Origin of the sequence: Virgifigura deserti (assembly GCA_003576685.1) — a bacterium.
In the GTDB taxonomy this organism is placed as follows: Bacteria; Pseudomonadota; Alphaproteobacteria; order Dongiales; family Dongiaceae; genus Virgifigura; species Virgifigura deserti.
Genome location: QOZR01000012.1, coordinates 135744 through 152052 on the forward strand (window position 1 = coordinate 135744; position 16309 = coordinate 152052).

Here is a 16309-nt window from a genome sequence, read left to right on the forward strand (position 1 = left end):
TCGAGGGGATATCGCGGCCCTTCAGTGATATTCCCGGGGAGCGGCCTCATGTCGCTCTCCGACAGGGCGACCGCGATGCAAATAGTCCGCCCGTTATGCCCATTCAAGGCCGCGGCCGCAAGACTCGCATACGAGAATAAACGCGTAGCCGACAGCCATCCTACATGGCGACTATTCCCTGGCTCCCGCCGTCTGCGCCGGAACCTGCCTGCACCGGCGGCGTTCATTCTAAGTCCGCAACGTTTGCTCACCCGGAACGCGATGCCGAGAAAACTGCGCGACTCCGTCATTATCATTACCGGCGCCTCCAGCGGCATCGGGCGTGCTGCCGCACGCGCCTTTGCGCAGGAGGGCGCAACGCTCGTCCTCGCGGCGCGGCGAGCACCGCTTCTGGACGAGGCCGAGGACGAATGCGCGCGCCTGGGCGGACGGGCGATCGCCGTTCCCACCGACGTCACCCAGCCGGATGCCGTCGAGGCGCTGGCCCGGCGGGCGATCGAGACCTACGGCCGCATCGACGTCTGGGTGAACAACGCCGCAGTCACGCTCTTCGGCCGGCTCGAGGAAACCCCACTCGAGGATTATGAGCGGGTGATTCGCACGAATCTCTTCGGCTATGTCTACGGCGCCCGAAGCGTGATCCCCTATTTCCGCGAGCAGGGCGCGGGCGTACTGATCAATGTCGCCTCGGCAGTCGCCGCCGTCGGCCAGCCGCATACGAGCGCCTATGTCCTGACCAAGTGGGCGATCCGCGGCCTGTCGGAATGTCTGCGGATGGAGCTGCGCGATGCGCCAGGCATTCGGGTCTGCACCGTTTTGCCGGCCAGTATCGATACGCCGCTGTTCCAGCATGCCGCCAACTATTCGGGCCGCGCCGTGCAACCCATGCCGCCGGTCTATCCACCCGAGATGGTCGCCGACGTCATCATCGATCTCGCCCAGCATCCCAGGCGCGAGGCCTTCGCCGGCCTGTCGGGACGAATCGCCGCGCTCGGTCACGGCGTGGCCCCTGCCCTCGTCGAACCGATGATGGCGCGCCAGGTCGAGAGGAAGCATTTCCAGCCCCTGCCGGCCGCACCCACGCGCGGCAACCTGTTCGAGCCGATGGGCGAAGGTGCCGACGCCCGTGGCGGCTGGCAACAGCTCAACCAGCGGCAACGCTCCGGACCGAGTACAACTTGGACCGCCTTGGCCCTGCTGAGCATTCCGCTCGGCATCTACGCCTGGCGTCGGGCACGCCTTGGCAGCCGCTAGCCGCCCGGTTCCGTTTGTGCCGGAGCTTCCATGCACCACACTGCAGCGGCCGTCGGGCCCTCGGACCGGACGTCTGAGCAGCCGTTGGGTGCGGCTCGACGACGGCCTCGAAATGCACTACCGGACGTCGATCGGTCCGGCCCCGCCGAATCCGGTTGCGGTGGTCCTGGTCCACGGCTTCGTCGTCTCGAGCCGCTATTTGGTTCCGCTCGGCGAGCATCTCGCACCCGACTTCCGAGTCTATGCGCCTGACCTTCCAGGCTTCGGACGAAGCGATAAACCGCCACAGACCCTGAGCATCGATAAGCTGGCCCATGCCCTCGCCGCCTGGATGCAGGCTATCGGTCTCGAGCGCGCGCACCTGATCGGCAACTCGATGAGCTGTAACATTCTAGTCGAGTTCGCCGTTCACCATCCGCATCTCGTCGACCGCTTGGTTCTGCAGGGGCCGACGACCGATCCGCGGGCGCGGAGCACGCTGAGCCAAGCGATCCGCTGGCTGCAGAACGCTCTACGCGAGCCGCCCCAGCCCGGCCTGATGATCAAGGACTACGCCACCACCGGGCTGCGCAGCGCCTTCGAAAACTTCCGCTATCTTCTGGACCATCGGATCGAGGAGCGTTTGCCCTCGGTGCAGGCGCCGACGCTGGTCGTGCGCGGCACGCGGGATCCGATCGTGCCGCAGGGCTGGGCATGTCAGGTCACGACTCTTCTTCCGCGGGGACGACTGATCGAAATTCCGGGCGCGGCCCACACGATCAATCTCTATGCGCCGCTGGAGTTTACGCGCGTGCTGCGCCCCTTCCTGATTGAGACGACACGGGGATCGACGGCCGCATGAGTCTCTCGCCGCTCTCCTATGTCGCGAACTTCGACTCCGCCACGGGCATGCTGCGGGCGCTCGGCCATTTCCTGAACGGTCAGGACTTCCCTGCGGTGGGCCAATCGCAGAAGCTCAAGCCGCTGGCCGTCGCCGTGAACTGGCTGCCGCCTCGGCTTCGCGAGCAGGTCTACACTTTCATGGGCGCCATCGAAGCGGTGTCCCGAAAGGACGTCGGCCGGATCGATGCCGAAGCGGTGTCGCGCTGGATGGTCAGCCAGTACCCCGAACGTTGCTATCCGGCTGTCGCGGTCGGCTCGTCGAGCGGCGCCCTCGTCCATCTCTGCGCGGCGCTTGGGATGCCGTGGTTGCCGCAGACCTACCTGATTCCGGTACGCCAGCCCTACACCGATGCCGACGAGCCGAAGCGCGCGCTCGCGCTGGGCCGGGAGTCAGGACGGCGGTTGCTCGAGTCCAACCCCGATCTGCAACTCCATCATATGCACGACCCGAACCAGGATCGCCTGATGGTCCGTTACATGACCTATTTCCGGGTCAAGCGGCGTCGCCTGGGCGAGGCTTATGAGCGCTTCCTGATCGACCGCCTGGAGCCCGGCGGAACGATTATCTTGAGCGAATGCCGGCGGACTTGGCCGACCACGCGCATCGGTGAGCGCCACGTTTTCCAGTTCGGTGCGCTCGGCGGCGCGACCGAGGAGGAATTCTTCAAGGGCAGCGATCGCGTTGCGCATTACCTGGCGAAGTACGGCTCATGCAGACGGCGTTGGGACCCGCCGCAACCGAACGGCCGGACTCCGGAGGCCGAATGGGGCTTCGAGCCGACACTGCGCGACGATGTCGAGGCGTTCGCCCGCCGCCACGGCTATCGGGTCGCGCGGATCGTCTTCGAGGAGCCCGAGCATTTGAGCCCGCTCGTCGCCGATCTCTACCGCTGGTGGTACCGAATGCGACGGATCCCGGCAAACCGGCTGCTGGCGGAATCCTTTATCGTGATGGAGCCTTATTGGGCCCTGCGCACGGGCTCCGTGCCGTTCTGGATGAAGTTCAACATGATGCCGTCGGCCGACTGGCTCGAGCAGTATCTCACGGCCGGCGAGCCCTTCGACGACGTCAACCTGATGCTGTTCTCGAACGGAATCGAGGGCGCCGGCTGGGCACCGATCGAGCGCTGGCGGAGACTGTTCCGCCATGCGCGCCGTAAAGGCAGCTTTCTCGGCATCGACGAACGCAAGTTCCCGCGCGATTTCGCGACGTTCGCCCAATACCACCCGGCGATCCGGAACATTCCGGCACGCTACCCGCTGCCGGGCCCATTGAGCTTCGGCCAGTTCGGCCAATTCCTCGAAGAGGCCGGGAAATGCTATTCGGTCGAATTCGAGAACTTTCCGGAAGGCGATCGTCGATAAGCCCGACCGCTACGGCATCTTCCGGCAACGGTTGCCCCGATATCGCTTCCAGGGCCGCCAAGCGTCCACCGCCCCATATGGATCCATAAGATGGCTTGCCCCGATCGCCGAACCGATAGCACCGCCCCCTGACGCGTCGAAAGACTGCAGACGCCGTCCGGATTTCCGGTTGAGTGCCTCAATGCTCGCGACGAGACTACCGGTCCGTGCCAGGCCTGCACTTACCTGCCCCACTAGTGCGCCGAGACTCTCCGTAAGCAGCCGATCGAGAAAGCGACGAATCTCAACGCTGGTGCGATCGGCGCCCGGTTCGCCCGCCACCGCCTCGATCGCGAGATCGCATTCGGTGTCGAAGCCCATCGAGCGGTTGTTCAGATTGGCTGAGCCGATGCGAAGCAGCCTGTCGTCAATCACCGTCACCTTCGAATGAATGATGACCGGTGTCCCGCCTTCCGTCAGCGGTGCATAAATCTGAAAACGACCGAAACGATCGGCGGCGCGCACGCGCCGGATCAGGAGGTTCCGGGCAGGATCCATGACGATCTGCTCGAAAGCGCTCGGGCTATGAGCCGGGCACAGGACGACGACGTCCGGCCCGTCCGGCTCGGCGAGCCGGATGGCGAGGGCGTCAGCGATTCTGAACGAGGCGAAATATTGGCTCTCCAGGTAGATCCAGCGACGCGCCGCCGCGATCGCTTTCAGATACAGCGCCTCGTTCTCGCGAACCTCTGCCCGGCCTTGCCACGCAGGCTCGGTGCGCGCGATGCCGATTGGCAGGTTGGTCAATTCAGGCTTCAGCCCGTCCGGCCAAGGGGCGCTCGCCGAGGAATCGTTCGCCCGGACGGGCGGCGGAGCGAGCCGCACGCCGGTTGCGCGATACCACCGCTCGCGCGCCAAATCGCCGAGAGCGGCCGCCGCTGCGCCGTCCACGACCATCATAACGTCGTGGCGTGGCTCGTAGGCACGGCCCTCCGGTGTTCGCCGGCACGGGTCGGCATCGCGGTGAGCCGGTGTGTCCCAGCGGTTACCCGCGAAGTCCATGCCGCCGCTGAAGGCGATCGCGTCATCCACCACCACGATCTTCTGATGGTGGCTAGCGCCGACCGGGTGGTGATCGTCCAGCCAGTACCGGACCCGATCGCTTTGCAGCCAGCGCCGTGATCGCTGCGGGATCAGCCGGCGTTGAAGTGCGATGGGCAGTGCCATGTCCCAGATCAGCACGTGAATGCGCAAGCTCTCGCGCTCGGCCGCCAAGTGCTTGAGGAGCGCGCCAAATATGTCGGGCTGCTTCGCCGTCGGGTTGTCGGGTTCGAGCCGCACACGCGGGTCGAAATCCCATCCGAGGATCAGGATCGAATGCCTCGCCTTCCACATCGCGGCCTTGACGGCGACGAAATAGGCCGCCGTATCGACGATGAAGGCCGCTCGATGCGCCCCCTCGATCCGCCAACAGGTCGAGCCGATCTCAAGCAGCCGCGATGCTTCTCCGGGTAGGCCGACCCCGCCGATTTCGTCGGCGGCGATTGCCGGGCCGCCCGTGACCTCCGCTTCCGAGTTATTCATGTCTCAGCAGGCGACCGATGTGCGAGCGTGCCTCTCCTCTGCGTCGCGCTGTCCTGACACGAAAGGATGTCGCGGAACTGTCCAAGCTACTCAGGGCGCGTATAGCCTTTGCCCTCACCAGCCTTCCGGCCGGCTCTGCCTTTTTCCTTGTTATCGGCGGTCTCAGCCTCCTCCTCGCGCCGGTGCTGCGCGTGGGTCCCGGTTCCAGTCGGCAATGCATTGCCCTGACTTGTCTTGGACAGTTCGTCCGTGTCGATGTTGCGCTTGTTCCCGCTCAAGACGACCTCCAATGCGACGTCCTGGAGCACGATCCGATCAGGCTGAATCGACGTGATCAGTGAATCGTCCTCTCATTCAAACAATTAGGGACTGATCCACCGATCACATCGAACGGATGCGATCGGATCAGGCCCCAACTATCTCCTGCAAGCTCAACACCGAGGCCGATAACCAAGTTCCGAAGGCAGTCGCGTGCCGATCAAATGACGCGGCACGGGTGCGCATCTACTCCCCCATCCTGCCTGAAGCTGCGGCCGATTCGACTCGGGCCAGGCCAAGAACGCGATTTTCGGCAGCTTGGCCATTCCGGCCGGGGAATGAGGGCAAGTTTGCGCCGCGCCCCCATCCGCCTCCTGGTCATCCACGTATACCGGACTCTGCTTCGAGCAGGTCAGTCAACCGTCCGTCGGCATTCAGGCGCCGGATCGCTTCAGCGACGAGACCGGCGATCTGAACGATGACAATCTTCTTATCCAGCAACTCGGATGGAATCGGCATCGAATCGACGGTGTCGCTCAGCAGAATGCGGTCGAACACCGGATCCGTGAGGACCTCGGAGGGTTCGGCTGCCAGGATCCCGTGCGTGACAGCCGCCAGGACGGTTCGGGCGCCGCGATGTCGACATTGGCGGGCCGCCTCCCGCAGCGTCGTTCCGGTGCTGATGAGGTCATCGACCAGGACCGCGGTACGGTCGCGCACCTCGCCCACCAAGGCCGAGGTGGCGATGGTGCCGTCCTGCCGCCGCTTCTCGACGAAGCCGAGGCCGATGTCGCGCCCGAGCACGCGACAGAGATCTTGACGGAAGGCATCGGCCCGCCTCATGCCGCCCACGTCCGGAGATAGGACGATGACCTCATCTCCACCCAGCATCCCGGCCAAGCGTTGAACGAACAATGGCTTCGCTTCGAGCTGTTCGGCAGGGCATCGGAACGCATTCTCGAAAGCGGCAGGATTGTGAACATCGAAGCTGACGATGCGATGAATGCCGACCGCTTCCATCATCTGCGCGATGTAGCGGGTCGTCACCGGACCACAGGCTTCGGTCCGCCGATCCGCCCGGCTGTACCCAAGATAAGGCGCAATCGCGGTGATCCGATCCGCACCGGCATCGCCGAGCGTACCGGCGAGGAATAACAGCAGACAGAGCCTGTCATGGACAGATCGGTGTTCATCGGCCTGCAGTGAGCTGAGCAGATAGACGTCCCGCCCGCGTACAGGCACCAGCGGTCGGAGCTTGTGCTCACCGCTCTCGAAGATACGATGCTCAATTGCGGCCGGCGTCAGCCCAAGATGCTCGGCCACGCGTGTGCCTTGCTCCTCGCTTCCGGGTAGCGCGAACAGCAGGATGGAGCTTGAATCGGTCAAGGCGGCTCCTCGTTCGACGAAGCAGGATCGGGAGCGAATCATCCTCGCTGCTCGGGCGCCCGCTCCAGCATCTCGATCACCTCCGCGTCGCTCACTTGTTCGAAATTGTCGTAGTAGAAGCCGACCGCTCCGAAGACCTCTGGTGTGGCGATAAATACAGCCTCATCGCATTCCGACCGGAGATCGTCGGCCGTGCTGGCGGGAGCCACCGGGACTGCGAGCACGACGCGCGTCGCGCCGGCCTCTCGGAGCGCCCGCAGTGCCACCCGCACGGTCGCGCCGGTCGCGATGCCGTCATCGACGACGATGGCCGTGCGCCCGCGGACGTCGATCGGCGATCGCCCGCGGGCGTAGAGTTCTCGGCGCCGTTCGATCTCTTGGAGCTCCCGTTGGCTCGCTTCTTCGATGTAGGATGCTGGCAGCCCGAGCCGCTCCACGAGGTCGCGGTTGATGAAGCGTTCCTGATGGTGGCCGTCCACCACTGCGCCGATCGCGAGCTCCGGCTGGTGCGGCGCGCCCACCTTGCGGACCAGCATGAGGTCGAGCGGCGCGTCGAGCGCCAGCGCGATCTCCAGCCCCACCGGCACGCCGCCGCGCGGCAGCGCCAAGACAATCGGCCGCTCGTTCTTCAGATGGCCGAGCTTCTCGGCGAGGTGCCGGCCCGCCTCGGCGCGATTGCGGAACATAGCCTCTTTCATCGGGATACCGGGGTCCTGAGCCGCAGGTCGAACCAGCGGCGCGCCAGTTGCACGACCATGTCCAGGGTGCCCGGTTCCTCGAACAGGTGGCCGGCTCCGTTGACGATGGCGATCTCCTTCTCACAGGTAAGCTGGGCGAGCGCCTCCTGGTTCAACTCGATCACGCCGTGATCCAGGCTACCCACGATCAGAAGGGTCGGCGCCCGGACCTTCAGAAGCGCCGGGCCGGCGAGATCGGGACGCCCACCACGCGAGACGATCGCGCTTATCGGCGGGACCGAATAAGTCTCGGCCACCAGGGCCGCGGCTGCTCCGGTGCTGGCGCCGAAGAAGCCGACAGGCATGGTGCGTGCGTCCTCCCGCTCGCGAAGCCAGTCGCTCGCCAGGATAAGCCGGCGCGCCAGCAACTCGATATCGAACACATTGGCACGGTCCCGCGCCTCCTCTTCCGTCAAGAGATCGAGCAGCAGCGTGCCCAAGCCGGCTCCCTGCAGCTGCCGCGCGACCTGGTTGTTGCGCGGGCTTTTACGGCCGCTACCGCTCCCGTGGGCGAAGACAACAGTACCCTTTCCGGGTTGTGGAAGCACCAGAATGCCGGCGAGTCCGACTGGGCCGATGACGACTTCCTGTTCCCGGGATCGGGCAGCGTCTTCGGGAGCGGTCGCGTTGTCCCGCTCTGCGTTCCTCTGCATCGGATCCATCCTTCAAAAGAACGGCTCGGTCGCGATCCCGTCCGGCGGCCGTGCCGCGGATTGCCCATTGATATCGATTCAACAGCCATGCCGCGATGCGGTTCCGACAGCCGCCCGATCCGTCCAACCAGCGGAACCCTCGCCCGCGCGTCGGGTTTAGAGGGCAAACCGAACGACCGAACGCACGGAGGGGCCCTATGGCATTTACAATGAACAGTGCGGCGTTCACCGATGGGCACGAGATCCCATCCAAATACACGCGCGACGGTGAGAATCTGTCGCCGCCGCTGGAATGGTCGGGCGAGCCGACCGGCACTCAGAGTTTCCTGCTCGTGGTCGACGATCCCGATGCGCCATCGGGTCTGTTCCAGCACTGGGCGGCTTACAACATCGGGGCGGACCAGCATCGGTTGCCCGAGGGCGCCAGCGCGGAGAGCTTCGGCCAAGGCGTCAACGATTTCGGCAACCGGCAGTATGACGGGCCGGAGCCGCCGAAAGGCGACAAGGCGCACCACTATCATTTCCGGCTGGCGGCACTCAGCACACCGAAGATCGATGTCCCGCCGCAGGCGAAGGTGGCCGACATCTGGGAAGCGGCAAGGCCGCACATGATCGGTGAGGCTGAGTGCGTGGGCACCTACGCCCGCTAAGGCTGGCCGGAAGCGACGAACGCTCAGGCTGGATCAACCTGAGCGAATCGCGCTCTATGTCGCGTGCGGATACTGCCTGGAAGCGAGTCAGGCCGAAGGCGGATTCGGCCAGAGATCGCGCACCTCCTGCGGCATCGCCTGCCGCACCTTGGCGATCTCGCCCTGGGTCAGATGCTCGTTGAGGACACGAAACACGGCGCGCGCCGCGTCATCGCTTCCTATAGGTCGAATGTTCCGGAGTTCCTCACTGACATGCTGAAGGAATTCATCCAGCGATCGCGCCGTTCGCGGCGTGGCGGCAGGATGCCACCCTTCATAGTAGATGCCGCGGACGAGCATCGGCAACTGCGCACCAAGATGCGCGGCTTGGTCGACGGTCAGCCGGTCGCGGAGGGTGTGCAGCACCGCGCGCAGCGCGTGATAGCAGCGCTGGTGATCGGGGCCGAGTTCCTCGCCGAGCTCCTTCAACCAGATATTCGTCGTCTGCACCGTCTCATCGAATACTTCCAGGCCGGTCTGACTCATCTTGCGCCCTCCGCTTCAGAAAGCCTCCTGGGAGAGAGGTCATCAAACTGCGCCGTCTGCAGGCTGCCACTGGAACCGGTTCCATGGCATCCGAACAACACGGGTGCACTGTATCAGTTCCATTGAACCGCCGATCCTCGCGCTCACCGCCCACGCCCCCAGGCGTGCTCACCGGTCGGAAGCGCCGCGTTCAGGAACGGCCGACTCACGCGGACCAGCTCGAGGGGGGACGTATAGACCAGCGTGTGCGCCACGCCGGGGATTACGACGAGCCGCCCATGCGGCAACCGTCGAGCAACCTCCTCCGCCCAAGGCTGGCGGCAGATAGGATCGCGCCCGCCGCGCACGACCAGAACCGGCGCGCGCACCCTGGGCAACTTCAGCTCTACGCGATCCTGCATGAAGTACCACGTCGTCTTGAACAGCCGCCATAGGCCGCACTTTCGGTAATCGCTTCGCGTCAGGGGGCCGAGCGAAGGCGGGTTGTATGGCGAATTCTGCCGCCACCGGACGAACTGCCGAAGCCAGGACCGCTCCTTCGGATCCGTGGTGGGGCCTTGGAGCACAGCCCGGTCGACCCGTTCCGGATGGCGCGCGGCGAGGTCGGCGATGATCTGGCAGCCGAACGAATTACCGAGCAGAGCGGCACGATCGAGCCTGATCGCCTGCATCCAGGAGGCTAACGCATCGGCGAGCCCCGGCACGTCGAGTACGCGTGGCGGCTTTCCACTGTCGCCAAAGCCCGGCAGATCAGGCACGTAGACACGATATTCGGGCGCCAGCTGCTCGGCGGTCGGGATCATGTACCGGCCGGAGAGACCGAGGCCATGCACAAGTACGACCGGCGGCGGCCCAAGCGGGACCGGGGCGGCCGAAGCCAGCGCGTGGACCGGCAACCCGTCCACCTCGGTCCAGATCCGTCGAAGCCTTACGTGGCGCCGTCTCATCGAGCACTCCTCGTCGATGACGGTGACCTGCCGCGGGGCCCGGTTGCGAAATCTGCCAGGGCCATCGTCAAACAGTCGCCTATGTCGGCGGTCGACGGAACAACGCGGCGGATCAGGCCTGGTTCCTGCCAGCGCGAGCCCTTTCGAGCAGCCAAGACCAGGAACCCGCCATCAACTGACGGGTTTCGCTCTGAGCGGCAGAGCGCACATGGTCGTCGAAGGAAGAGAGGTCATGGGCCGAAGGAAGGTGACTGTATTCGGCGGAACCGGCTTTCTAGGCCAGTGCGTCGTGCGCCGGCTGCTCGAGCAGGACCTTTCCGTGCGGGTCGCATCGCGGCACCCGCAACGCGGTGCAGAGCTTTTTGACAACAACGACGCCCGCACCGAGCCCGTCACGGCCGACGTCAATGACGACCGCTCCGTTGCCGCTGCGGTCGCAGGTGCCGAAGGCGTAGTGAATGCCGTCAGCCTCTATGTGGAGCGCGGATCGCAGACCTTCCATTCGGTCCATGTGGAGGCCGCCGCACGGGTCGCACGGCTCGCCCGAGACGCTGGGGTCGCGCAGCTCATCCATGTTTCCGGCATCGGTTCCGATGCCCGGTCCGAGTCACCATATATCCGCAGCCGCGGACAAGGCGAACGGGTCGTTCGCGAGGTATTTCCCGCCGCGACGCTCATCCGCCCCGCCGTCATGTTCGGCCGAGGTGACGCCTTCGTCGTTCCGATCGCGCACTTGTTACGTCGTCTTCCCGTCTTCGCTCTGTTCGGGCGCGGCCGAACGAAGTTGCAGCCCGCCCATGTCGAGAACGTCGCCGAGGCGGTGGCCCGGACGATGACGGGAACCCAGCATCGACTGTGCTACGAGCTAGGCGGGCCACGCATCTACACCTATCGATCCCTGCTCGAAGTGATCTCACGGCACCTCGGCAGGAAGCCGCTTCTGGTTCCCATCCCTTTCGGCATCTGGCGTCCGCTGGCCCATGTCGCGGAGATGCTGCCCCGGCCTCCCATCACGCGAAATCAGGTCGAGCTCATGCAGAGCAACAATGTGGCTGCGCCGGATGCACCTGGTTTCGACGATTTGCAGATCGCCCCGACATCCATCGAGGATGCACTTACGACAATCCTTGGAAGGACATGACGGTGCAGTCCAAAGAGGCGTGTGACGGAATCAACGGGCGAGCCGAGGACCGATCTAAGTCGAGGACGGCGACGACAAGATCGGCGATCGAGACACGCGAACAATGTCCCCGGCAACGTGGAACTCCATCGGTGACCCTCTGTTATCGAGTTAGAGCATGTTATCGCAGGGAGCAGAGTTCCATGCAGGTGCAAGAAGTGATGACCCACTCGGTCGATCTGATCGACCCGAACGCGAAGATCATGGACGCCGCGGTCAAGATGCGGGAGGACAATATCGGCGCCCTCCCCATCGGTGAGAATGATCGCCTGATCGGCATGGTCACCGATCGTGACATCGCGATGCGCATGGTCGCGGAAGGCAGGTCGCCGGGAACGACCTCCGTCCGCGACGTGATGTCGGAGCACATCTACTACTGCTTCGATGACGACTCGCTGGAGCGTGCAGCGGAGATCATGGCGGAGCATCAGATCCGTCGCCTGCCGGTGTTGAACCACGACAAGCGGCTCGTCGGCGTCATCGCGCTCGCCGATCTCGGTCGGGCCAGCCCGGATGGTCCGGACCCGGCGAATAAGGCGCTTAAGGGCATCTCCGAGCCGACGGACGTGCCGCGCCGATAGGCCGAACGGGCGGGTTCCGGCCGGCAGTTCCTTCGTGGTCCATGCCGGCCGGGCCTATAGTACGGCTAGTACGGCTCTCGCCCGATCGGCGTCCGCGGGCAGAGCAGCGAAGTCACCGAGCAGCGCCTTGAGGGCGTACCGCTCCTGATCGATTTCAGCGGCGGTTCGGAACCCGCACTTGCGGAAGAAAGTCAGTGGCGGGCACCAGCCCTGTAGCGCGTGCTGGAGCAGGAAACCGGTCACGAGCGCCGGCAGGATCAGGAAGCGGCGATCGAGGAATGCGCCCAGCGCCACGCCCGCGAGCGCCAGGGAGGCTGCGTTCGCCTCCAATGCGCACTCGATATCCCACTCCCGGTCGAGAGCCTGCAATCGGCCGCTGATTTCCTGCGGGTGCGTCGCGCAGTAATGCAGACGGGCTTTGGACCGCCAGACTCTGTCGAGAGAACTGTCGATAACGCGTTGTCCGCCCCTATAAGCGGACTCGTCTGTTCGGGACGGCCAGCGTGCTAAGGATGCTCGGTATCCCGCGGATCCACGACAGGACTGCCGCATCGGACAGGACGGTGTACTGGAAGCGGAGAACGCGGTGTCCTCTCAGATCGCCTTGAGGTTCACGCGAGCCTCCAGCTTTGCGGCGTCTTCCTTCCGCTCGCTGTAACGGTCCGTCAGGTAGTCCGAAACGTCGCGCGTCAGCAGGGTGAACTTGACCAGCTCCTCCATCACGTCGACGACCCGGTCATAATAGGACGACGGCTTCATTCGGCCCGCCTCGTCGAACTCCTGATACGCCTTTGCGACCGAGGACTGGTTCGGGATGGTGATCATCCGCATCCAGCGCCCGAGGACGCGCATCTGGTTGACAGCATTGAAGGACTGCGAGCCGCCGCTGACCTGCATGACGGCAAGCGTGCGGCCCTGCGTCGGCCGGATCGACCCAACCGCAAGCGGGATCCAGTCGATCTGCGCCTTCATGACCCCGCTCATGGCGCCATGCCGTTCCGGACTGGTCCAGACCTGGCCTTCGGACCATTCCGACAATTGCCGCAGTTCATGCACCTTGGGGTGATCGGTCGGGGCGCCGTCGGGTAACGGTAGGCCCGCAGGGTCGAAGATCCGCGTCTCGGCGCCGAACCTTTCCAGCAGCCTCGCGGCTTCGTATGTGAGAAAGCGGCTGTAGGAGCGGCTTCTCAGCGAGCCGTAGAGTAGAAGGATGCGGGGCCGATGGGTCGAGACGGGACCCGAGAGTTTCGCCGGATCGGGGATCTCGGCCACGTCCGGGTGGAGATTCGTGAGGTCAGACAACACGGCGTCCCTCCGCATCGATGACGGCTTCGCCGTCCTCCTTCGTGAACGGCCCTTTCTGAGGTGCGGACAGGATGTCCAACACCACCTCGGACGGCCGGCACAGCCGCACGCCCTCAGGGGTCACGACGAAGGGGCGGTTGATCAGGATCGGATGCGCCGTCATAGCGTCGAGAATCTGATCGTCGGTGAGGCCGGGGCCGTCGAGGTCAAGCTCGGCATAGGGCGTTCCCTTCTGCCGGATGGCCGCGCGCACGGTGAGGCCGGCCCGGGCGATCAGATCGCGCAGCGTGGCCCGGTTGGGCGGCGTCTTCAGATATTCGACGACCGTCGGCTCGATGCCGGCGTTGCGGATCAGCCCCAAGGTGTTGCGCGAGGTCCCGCAGGCGGGATTGTGGAAGATGGTGACGCTCATCGGACCGCTCCTTCCGCTTCGGTGGTCGCGCGGACGGCGGCGCCACCTTCGTACCAGGGCTTGGTCCGGCGGACGATGTGGACGACCGACAGCATGACTGGCACCTCGATCAGCACGCCGACCACGGTCGCGAGCGCCGCGCCGGATTGGAAGCCGAACAGGGCGATGGCGGCCGCGACCGCAAGCTCGAAGAAGTTGCTGGCGCCGATCAGCGCCGAGGGTCCGGCGACGCAATGGGCCACGCCGAACCGCCGGTTCAGCCAGTAGGCCAGCCCGGCATTGAAATAGACCTGGATTAGGATCGGCACCGCCAGCAGTAGGATGACGAGCGGTTGGGCAAGTATCTGCTCGCCCTGGAAGCCGAACAGCAGCACCAGCGTCAGCAGCAGGGCCGAGAGCGAAATCGGGTTCAGCGTCTTCAGCGTGCGGGCGAGTGCCGCGGAACCACCGGACGCCAGCAGCCGGCGGCGCCAGAGCTGCGCCGCGATCACCGGCACGACGATGTAGAGCAGGACGGACAGGATCAGTGTCTCCCACGGCACCGTGATCGCGGACAGGCCGAGCAGCAATCCGACGATCGGCGCGAAGGCAACCACCATGATCGTGTCGTTGAGCGCCACCTGCGAGAGCGTGAAATGCGGCTCGCCGTCGAGCAGGTTCGACCAGACAAAGACCATCGCCGTGCAGGGTGCGGCGGCGAGCAGGATCAGGCCGGCGATGTAGCTGTCGATCTGACCCGTCGGTAGAAGCGGCGCGAAGAGCCAGCCGATGAACAGCCAGCCGAGCAACGCCATCGAGAAGGGTTTGACCGCCCAGTTGATGAAGAGCGTGACGCCGATGCCGCGCCAATGCTCCCTCACCTGATGAAGGGCGCCGAAGTCGATCTTCAACAGCATCGGCACGATCATCAGCCAGATCAGGACCGCAACCGGGATGTTGACCTCGGCCACGGTCATCGCGCCCAAGGTCCGGAACGGTCCGGGCAGGAGCTGCCCGAGGCCGATGCCGACCAGGATGCAGAGCGCCACCCAAAGGGAGAGCCAGCGCTCGAAGCGGCCCATCGCGACTGCGGGCTTGCGGCCGGTACTCAGTGCGGTATCGATGGTCATGATGCCTCGTCTTATCTGTTCGCCGGTTCCGCCTGCGCGTGGCCGATCTCGTCCACTTTGCGCTTCAGGCTCATGCGGTCGAGCGCCTCGACACGGAGGCTGGTGAACAGCTTGATCCGACTGTCGAGGATGTGGAACGTCTCGCGGAAGGCTTGCATCTGGACGGGCTCCGGCCCCTCGACCGCGGCCGGATCGGGCACGCCCCAATGCGCGGTCACCGGATTACCCGGCCAGACCGGGCAGACCTCGCCAGCGGCCTGATCGCAGACCGTGAACACGAAATCCATCACCGGCGCCTCGGGCCGGGCGAACTCATCCCAGCTCTTGCTGCGCAGGCCTTCGGTCGGCATACCAAGCGATTCGAGCAGTCTAATCGCCAGCGGATGCACTTGACCCTTGGGGAAGCTGCCGGCGCTGTAGCCTTTGAATTGGCCATAGGCCTGGAAGCGACCGCTGCCCCAGTGGTCGATCAGTGACTCGGCCAGGATGCTCCGGGCGGAGTTGCCGGTGCACAGGAAGAGAACATTGTAGGTTCGCTCTGTCATTGTCGTGCTCACTTCCACGAAGGTCAGCAGCCGCAGGACGCGGTCTTCGCAGCGGCCGGATCCGCCGGCTCGGACATGCAGCAGGGCTTGCCCTTGGTCAGGGTGCGCAGGTCACCGTCCGTTCCATAGACCGTGCTTTCGCCATGCGTCAGGAAGGTCTCCCAGGCGACTCCCTGCGGATCGCTGATCCAGCTCTTCTCCGACTTGGCGTAACAGCAGGTGACCTGGCCCTGCTCCAGCACGGGACGCTCGGCCGCCGTGAGGCGGCCATAGACCTCGCGCAGCTCGGCCTCGGTCTCAACCTGGATGCCGAGGTGATCGACACCGCTGCCCCGCCCGCGGGCCGCGATGGCGAAGTTGACCCGCGGGTCGTCGAGCATCCACTTCGCGTAGTCCGGCTTGACGACGGTCGGCTCAGCCGCGAACAGGGCAGTGTAGAAGCGGATCGACTCCGCCAGATTCTCAACGGCGACGTTGACGTGCAGGCGCTTCATCGGACTCTCCTTGGGCAAAGGCGGCTGCGGGATCGCAGCCGGTGGGGGCGCATGCCGCGGCACTGCCGCCGCAGCAGTTCTCGGTGAGAAAGGCCATGAGGGCGTTCATCGCACCATAGTCGGCGGCGTAGATCTGCTGGCGGCTCAGGCGGCGCTGCGTGATCAGGCCGGCGTGGACGAGCTGCGCCAGATGGAACGACAGCGATGACGGCGGCACGCCGAGCCGGTCCGCCAGCACGCCCGCCGACAGGCCGTCCGGGCCCTGCTGCACCAGCAAACGGAAGAGCTGGAGCCGGGTCTCCTGCGCCAACGCGCCGAGCGCCGTTATCGCCTGCTTCGAGTGCATGGTCTTGTCACCTCCGAGTTGAGGAGCAACGGTGAGAGACGCCGGTTAGCGGGCTTGTCAGCCGGCAACGGCAGACCGCAACAGATCGGAACGGACGCCATGGCGCCATATCCATTT

At 65.1% G+C, this 16309-nt stretch carries 20 protein-coding genes; 6 read left to right on the forward strand and 14 right to left on the reverse strand.

The genetic code is table 11. The features are described 5' to 3' along the window. Positions 1–261: 261 nt before the first annotated feature. The 3 genes from DT069_RS19725 (at position 262) to DT069_RS19735 (ending at position 3501) form a co-directional block, all read left to right on the forward strand. Positions 262–1254 (forward strand): SDR family oxidoreductase, encoded by a 993-nt coding sequence (locus DT069_RS19725; RefSeq protein WP_119462038.1) that lies wholly within the window; start codon positions 262–264, stop codon positions 1252–1254. Between the two features lie 88 nt (positions 1255–1342). Beyond that, positions 1343–2095, forward strand: coding sequence for an alpha/beta fold hydrolase (locus DT069_RS19730; protein WP_425450400.1), 753 nt, complete (start codon positions 1343–1345; stop codon positions 2093–2095). Beyond that, positions 2092–3501, forward strand: a complete 1410-nt coding sequence (locus DT069_RS19735) for a hypothetical protein (RefSeq protein WP_119462039.1) — start codon at positions 2092–2094, stop codon at positions 3499–3501. Before DT069_RS19730 ends, DT069_RS19735 begins: the two co-directional genes overlap by 4 nt. 9 nt (positions 3502–3510) lie before the next feature. Here DT069_RS19735 and DT069_RS19740 read toward each other — a convergent pair whose 3' ends face one another. From DT069_RS19740 to DT069_RS19760, 5 genes are all read right to left on the reverse strand, one after another. Beyond that, entirely contained in the window at positions 3511–5064 is a 1554-nt protein-coding gene (locus tag DT069_RS19740) for a phospholipase D-like domain-containing protein (protein ID WP_119462040.1), read from the reverse strand. 86 nt (positions 5065–5150) lie between these two features. Next, positions 5151–5342 (reverse strand): hypothetical protein, encoded by a 192-nt coding sequence (locus tag DT069_RS19745; RefSeq protein ID WP_162913309.1) that lies wholly within the window; start codon positions 5340–5342, stop codon positions 5151–5153. Positions 5343–5700: 358 nt separating this feature from the next. Beyond that, entirely contained in the window at positions 5701–6708 is a 1008-nt protein-coding gene (locus tag DT069_RS19750) for a ribose-phosphate diphosphokinase (protein WP_425450401.1), read from the reverse strand. Positions 6709–6746: 38 nt separating this feature from the next. Beyond that, on the reverse strand, positions 6747–7394 hold the full coding sequence (locus tag DT069_RS19755) for a phosphoribosyltransferase (protein WP_425450402.1): 648 nt from the start codon (positions 7392–7394) through the stop codon (positions 6747–6749). A gap of 8 nt (positions 7395–7402) precedes the next feature. Continuing rightward, positions 7403–8098, reverse strand: a complete 696-nt coding sequence (locus DT069_RS19760; RefSeq protein WP_425450403.1) for a dienelactone hydrolase family protein — start codon at positions 8096–8098, stop codon at positions 7403–7405. 197 nt (positions 8099–8295) lie between these two features. Here DT069_RS19760 and DT069_RS19765 point away from each other — a divergent pair, with 197 nt between their 5' ends. Continuing rightward, complete coding sequence (locus tag DT069_RS19765) at positions 8296–8748, forward strand: YbhB/YbcL family Raf kinase inhibitor-like protein (RefSeq protein ID WP_119462044.1); 453 nt, start codon at positions 8296–8298, stop codon at positions 8746–8748. Positions 8749–8835: 87 nt separating this feature from the next. Here DT069_RS19765 and DT069_RS19770 read toward each other — a convergent pair whose 3' ends face one another. Together DT069_RS19770 and DT069_RS19775 are read right to left on the reverse strand one after the other, a co-directional pair. Further along, the gene (locus tag DT069_RS19770) at positions 8836–9273 is read right to left on the reverse strand and encodes a DUF2267 domain-containing protein (RefSeq protein ID WP_119462045.1); all 438 of its coding nucleotides are present in this window, start codon (positions 9271–9273) and stop codon (positions 8836–8838) included. 143 nt (positions 9274–9416) lie between these two features. Next, the gene (locus DT069_RS19775; RefSeq protein WP_119462046.1) at positions 9417–10220 is read right to left on the reverse strand and encodes an alpha/beta fold hydrolase; all 804 of its coding nucleotides are present in this window, start codon (positions 10218–10220) and stop codon (positions 9417–9419) included. A gap of 232 nt (positions 10221–10452) precedes the next feature. Here DT069_RS19775 and DT069_RS19780 point away from each other — a divergent pair, with 232 nt between their 5' ends. Both DT069_RS19780 and DT069_RS19785 read left to right on the forward strand, forming a co-directional pair. Beyond that, positions 10453–11361 (forward strand): NAD(P)H-binding protein, encoded by a 909-nt coding sequence (locus DT069_RS19780; protein WP_425450404.1) that lies wholly within the window; start codon positions 10453–10455, stop codon positions 11359–11361. A 182-nt stretch (positions 11362–11543) separates the two neighbouring features. Next, the gene (locus DT069_RS19785; protein WP_119462048.1) at positions 11544–11981 is read left to right on the forward strand and encodes a CBS domain-containing protein; all 438 of its coding nucleotides are present in this window, start codon (positions 11544–11546) and stop codon (positions 11979–11981) included. 54 nt (positions 11982–12035) lie between these two features. Here the strand turns inward: DT069_RS19785 and DT069_RS19790 are convergent, their stop codons facing one another. The 7 genes from DT069_RS19790 to DT069_RS19820 all read right to left on the reverse strand — a co-directional run bounded on the left by DT069_RS19790 (position 12036) and on the right by DT069_RS19820 (position 16192). After that, complete coding sequence (locus DT069_RS19790; protein ID WP_425450405.1) at positions 12036–12350, reverse strand: hypothetical protein; 315 nt, start codon at positions 12348–12350, stop codon at positions 12036–12038. Between the two features lie 225 nt (positions 12351–12575). Continuing rightward, complete coding sequence (gene arsH, locus DT069_RS19795; RefSeq protein WP_119462099.1) at positions 12576–13283, reverse strand: arsenical resistance protein ArsH; 708 nt, start codon at positions 13281–13283, stop codon at positions 12576–12578. Continuing rightward, positions 13276–13698 (reverse strand): arsenate reductase (glutaredoxin), encoded by a 423-nt coding sequence (gene arsC, locus DT069_RS19800; protein ID WP_119462049.1) that lies wholly within the window; start codon positions 13696–13698, stop codon positions 13276–13278. Before arsC ends, arsH begins: the two co-directional genes overlap by 8 nt. Beyond that, a complete protein-coding gene (arsB, locus tag DT069_RS19805) occupies positions 13695–14759 on the reverse strand; it encodes an ACR3 family arsenite efflux transporter (protein ID WP_119462100.1) in 1065 nt (354 codons plus the stop codon). Before arsB ends, arsC begins: the two co-directional genes overlap by 4 nt. 59 nt (positions 14760–14818) lie before the next feature. Then, entirely contained in the window at positions 14819–15352 is a 534-nt protein-coding gene (locus tag DT069_RS19810) for an arsenate reductase ArsC (RefSeq protein ID WP_119462050.1), read from the reverse strand. A gap of 23 nt (positions 15353–15375) precedes the next feature. Continuing rightward, on the reverse strand, positions 15376–15846 hold the full coding sequence (locus tag DT069_RS19815) for an ArsI/CadI family heavy metal resistance metalloenzyme (protein WP_119462051.1): 471 nt from the start codon (positions 15844–15846) through the stop codon (positions 15376–15378). Further along, positions 15815–16192: an ArsR/SmtB family transcription factor gene (locus DT069_RS19820; RefSeq protein ID WP_119462052.1), complete on the reverse strand. Its 378-nt coding sequence runs from the start codon at positions 16190–16192 to the stop codon at positions 15815–15817. Before DT069_RS19820 ends, DT069_RS19815 begins: the two co-directional genes overlap by 32 nt. Positions 16193–16309 lie beyond the last annotated feature (117 nt).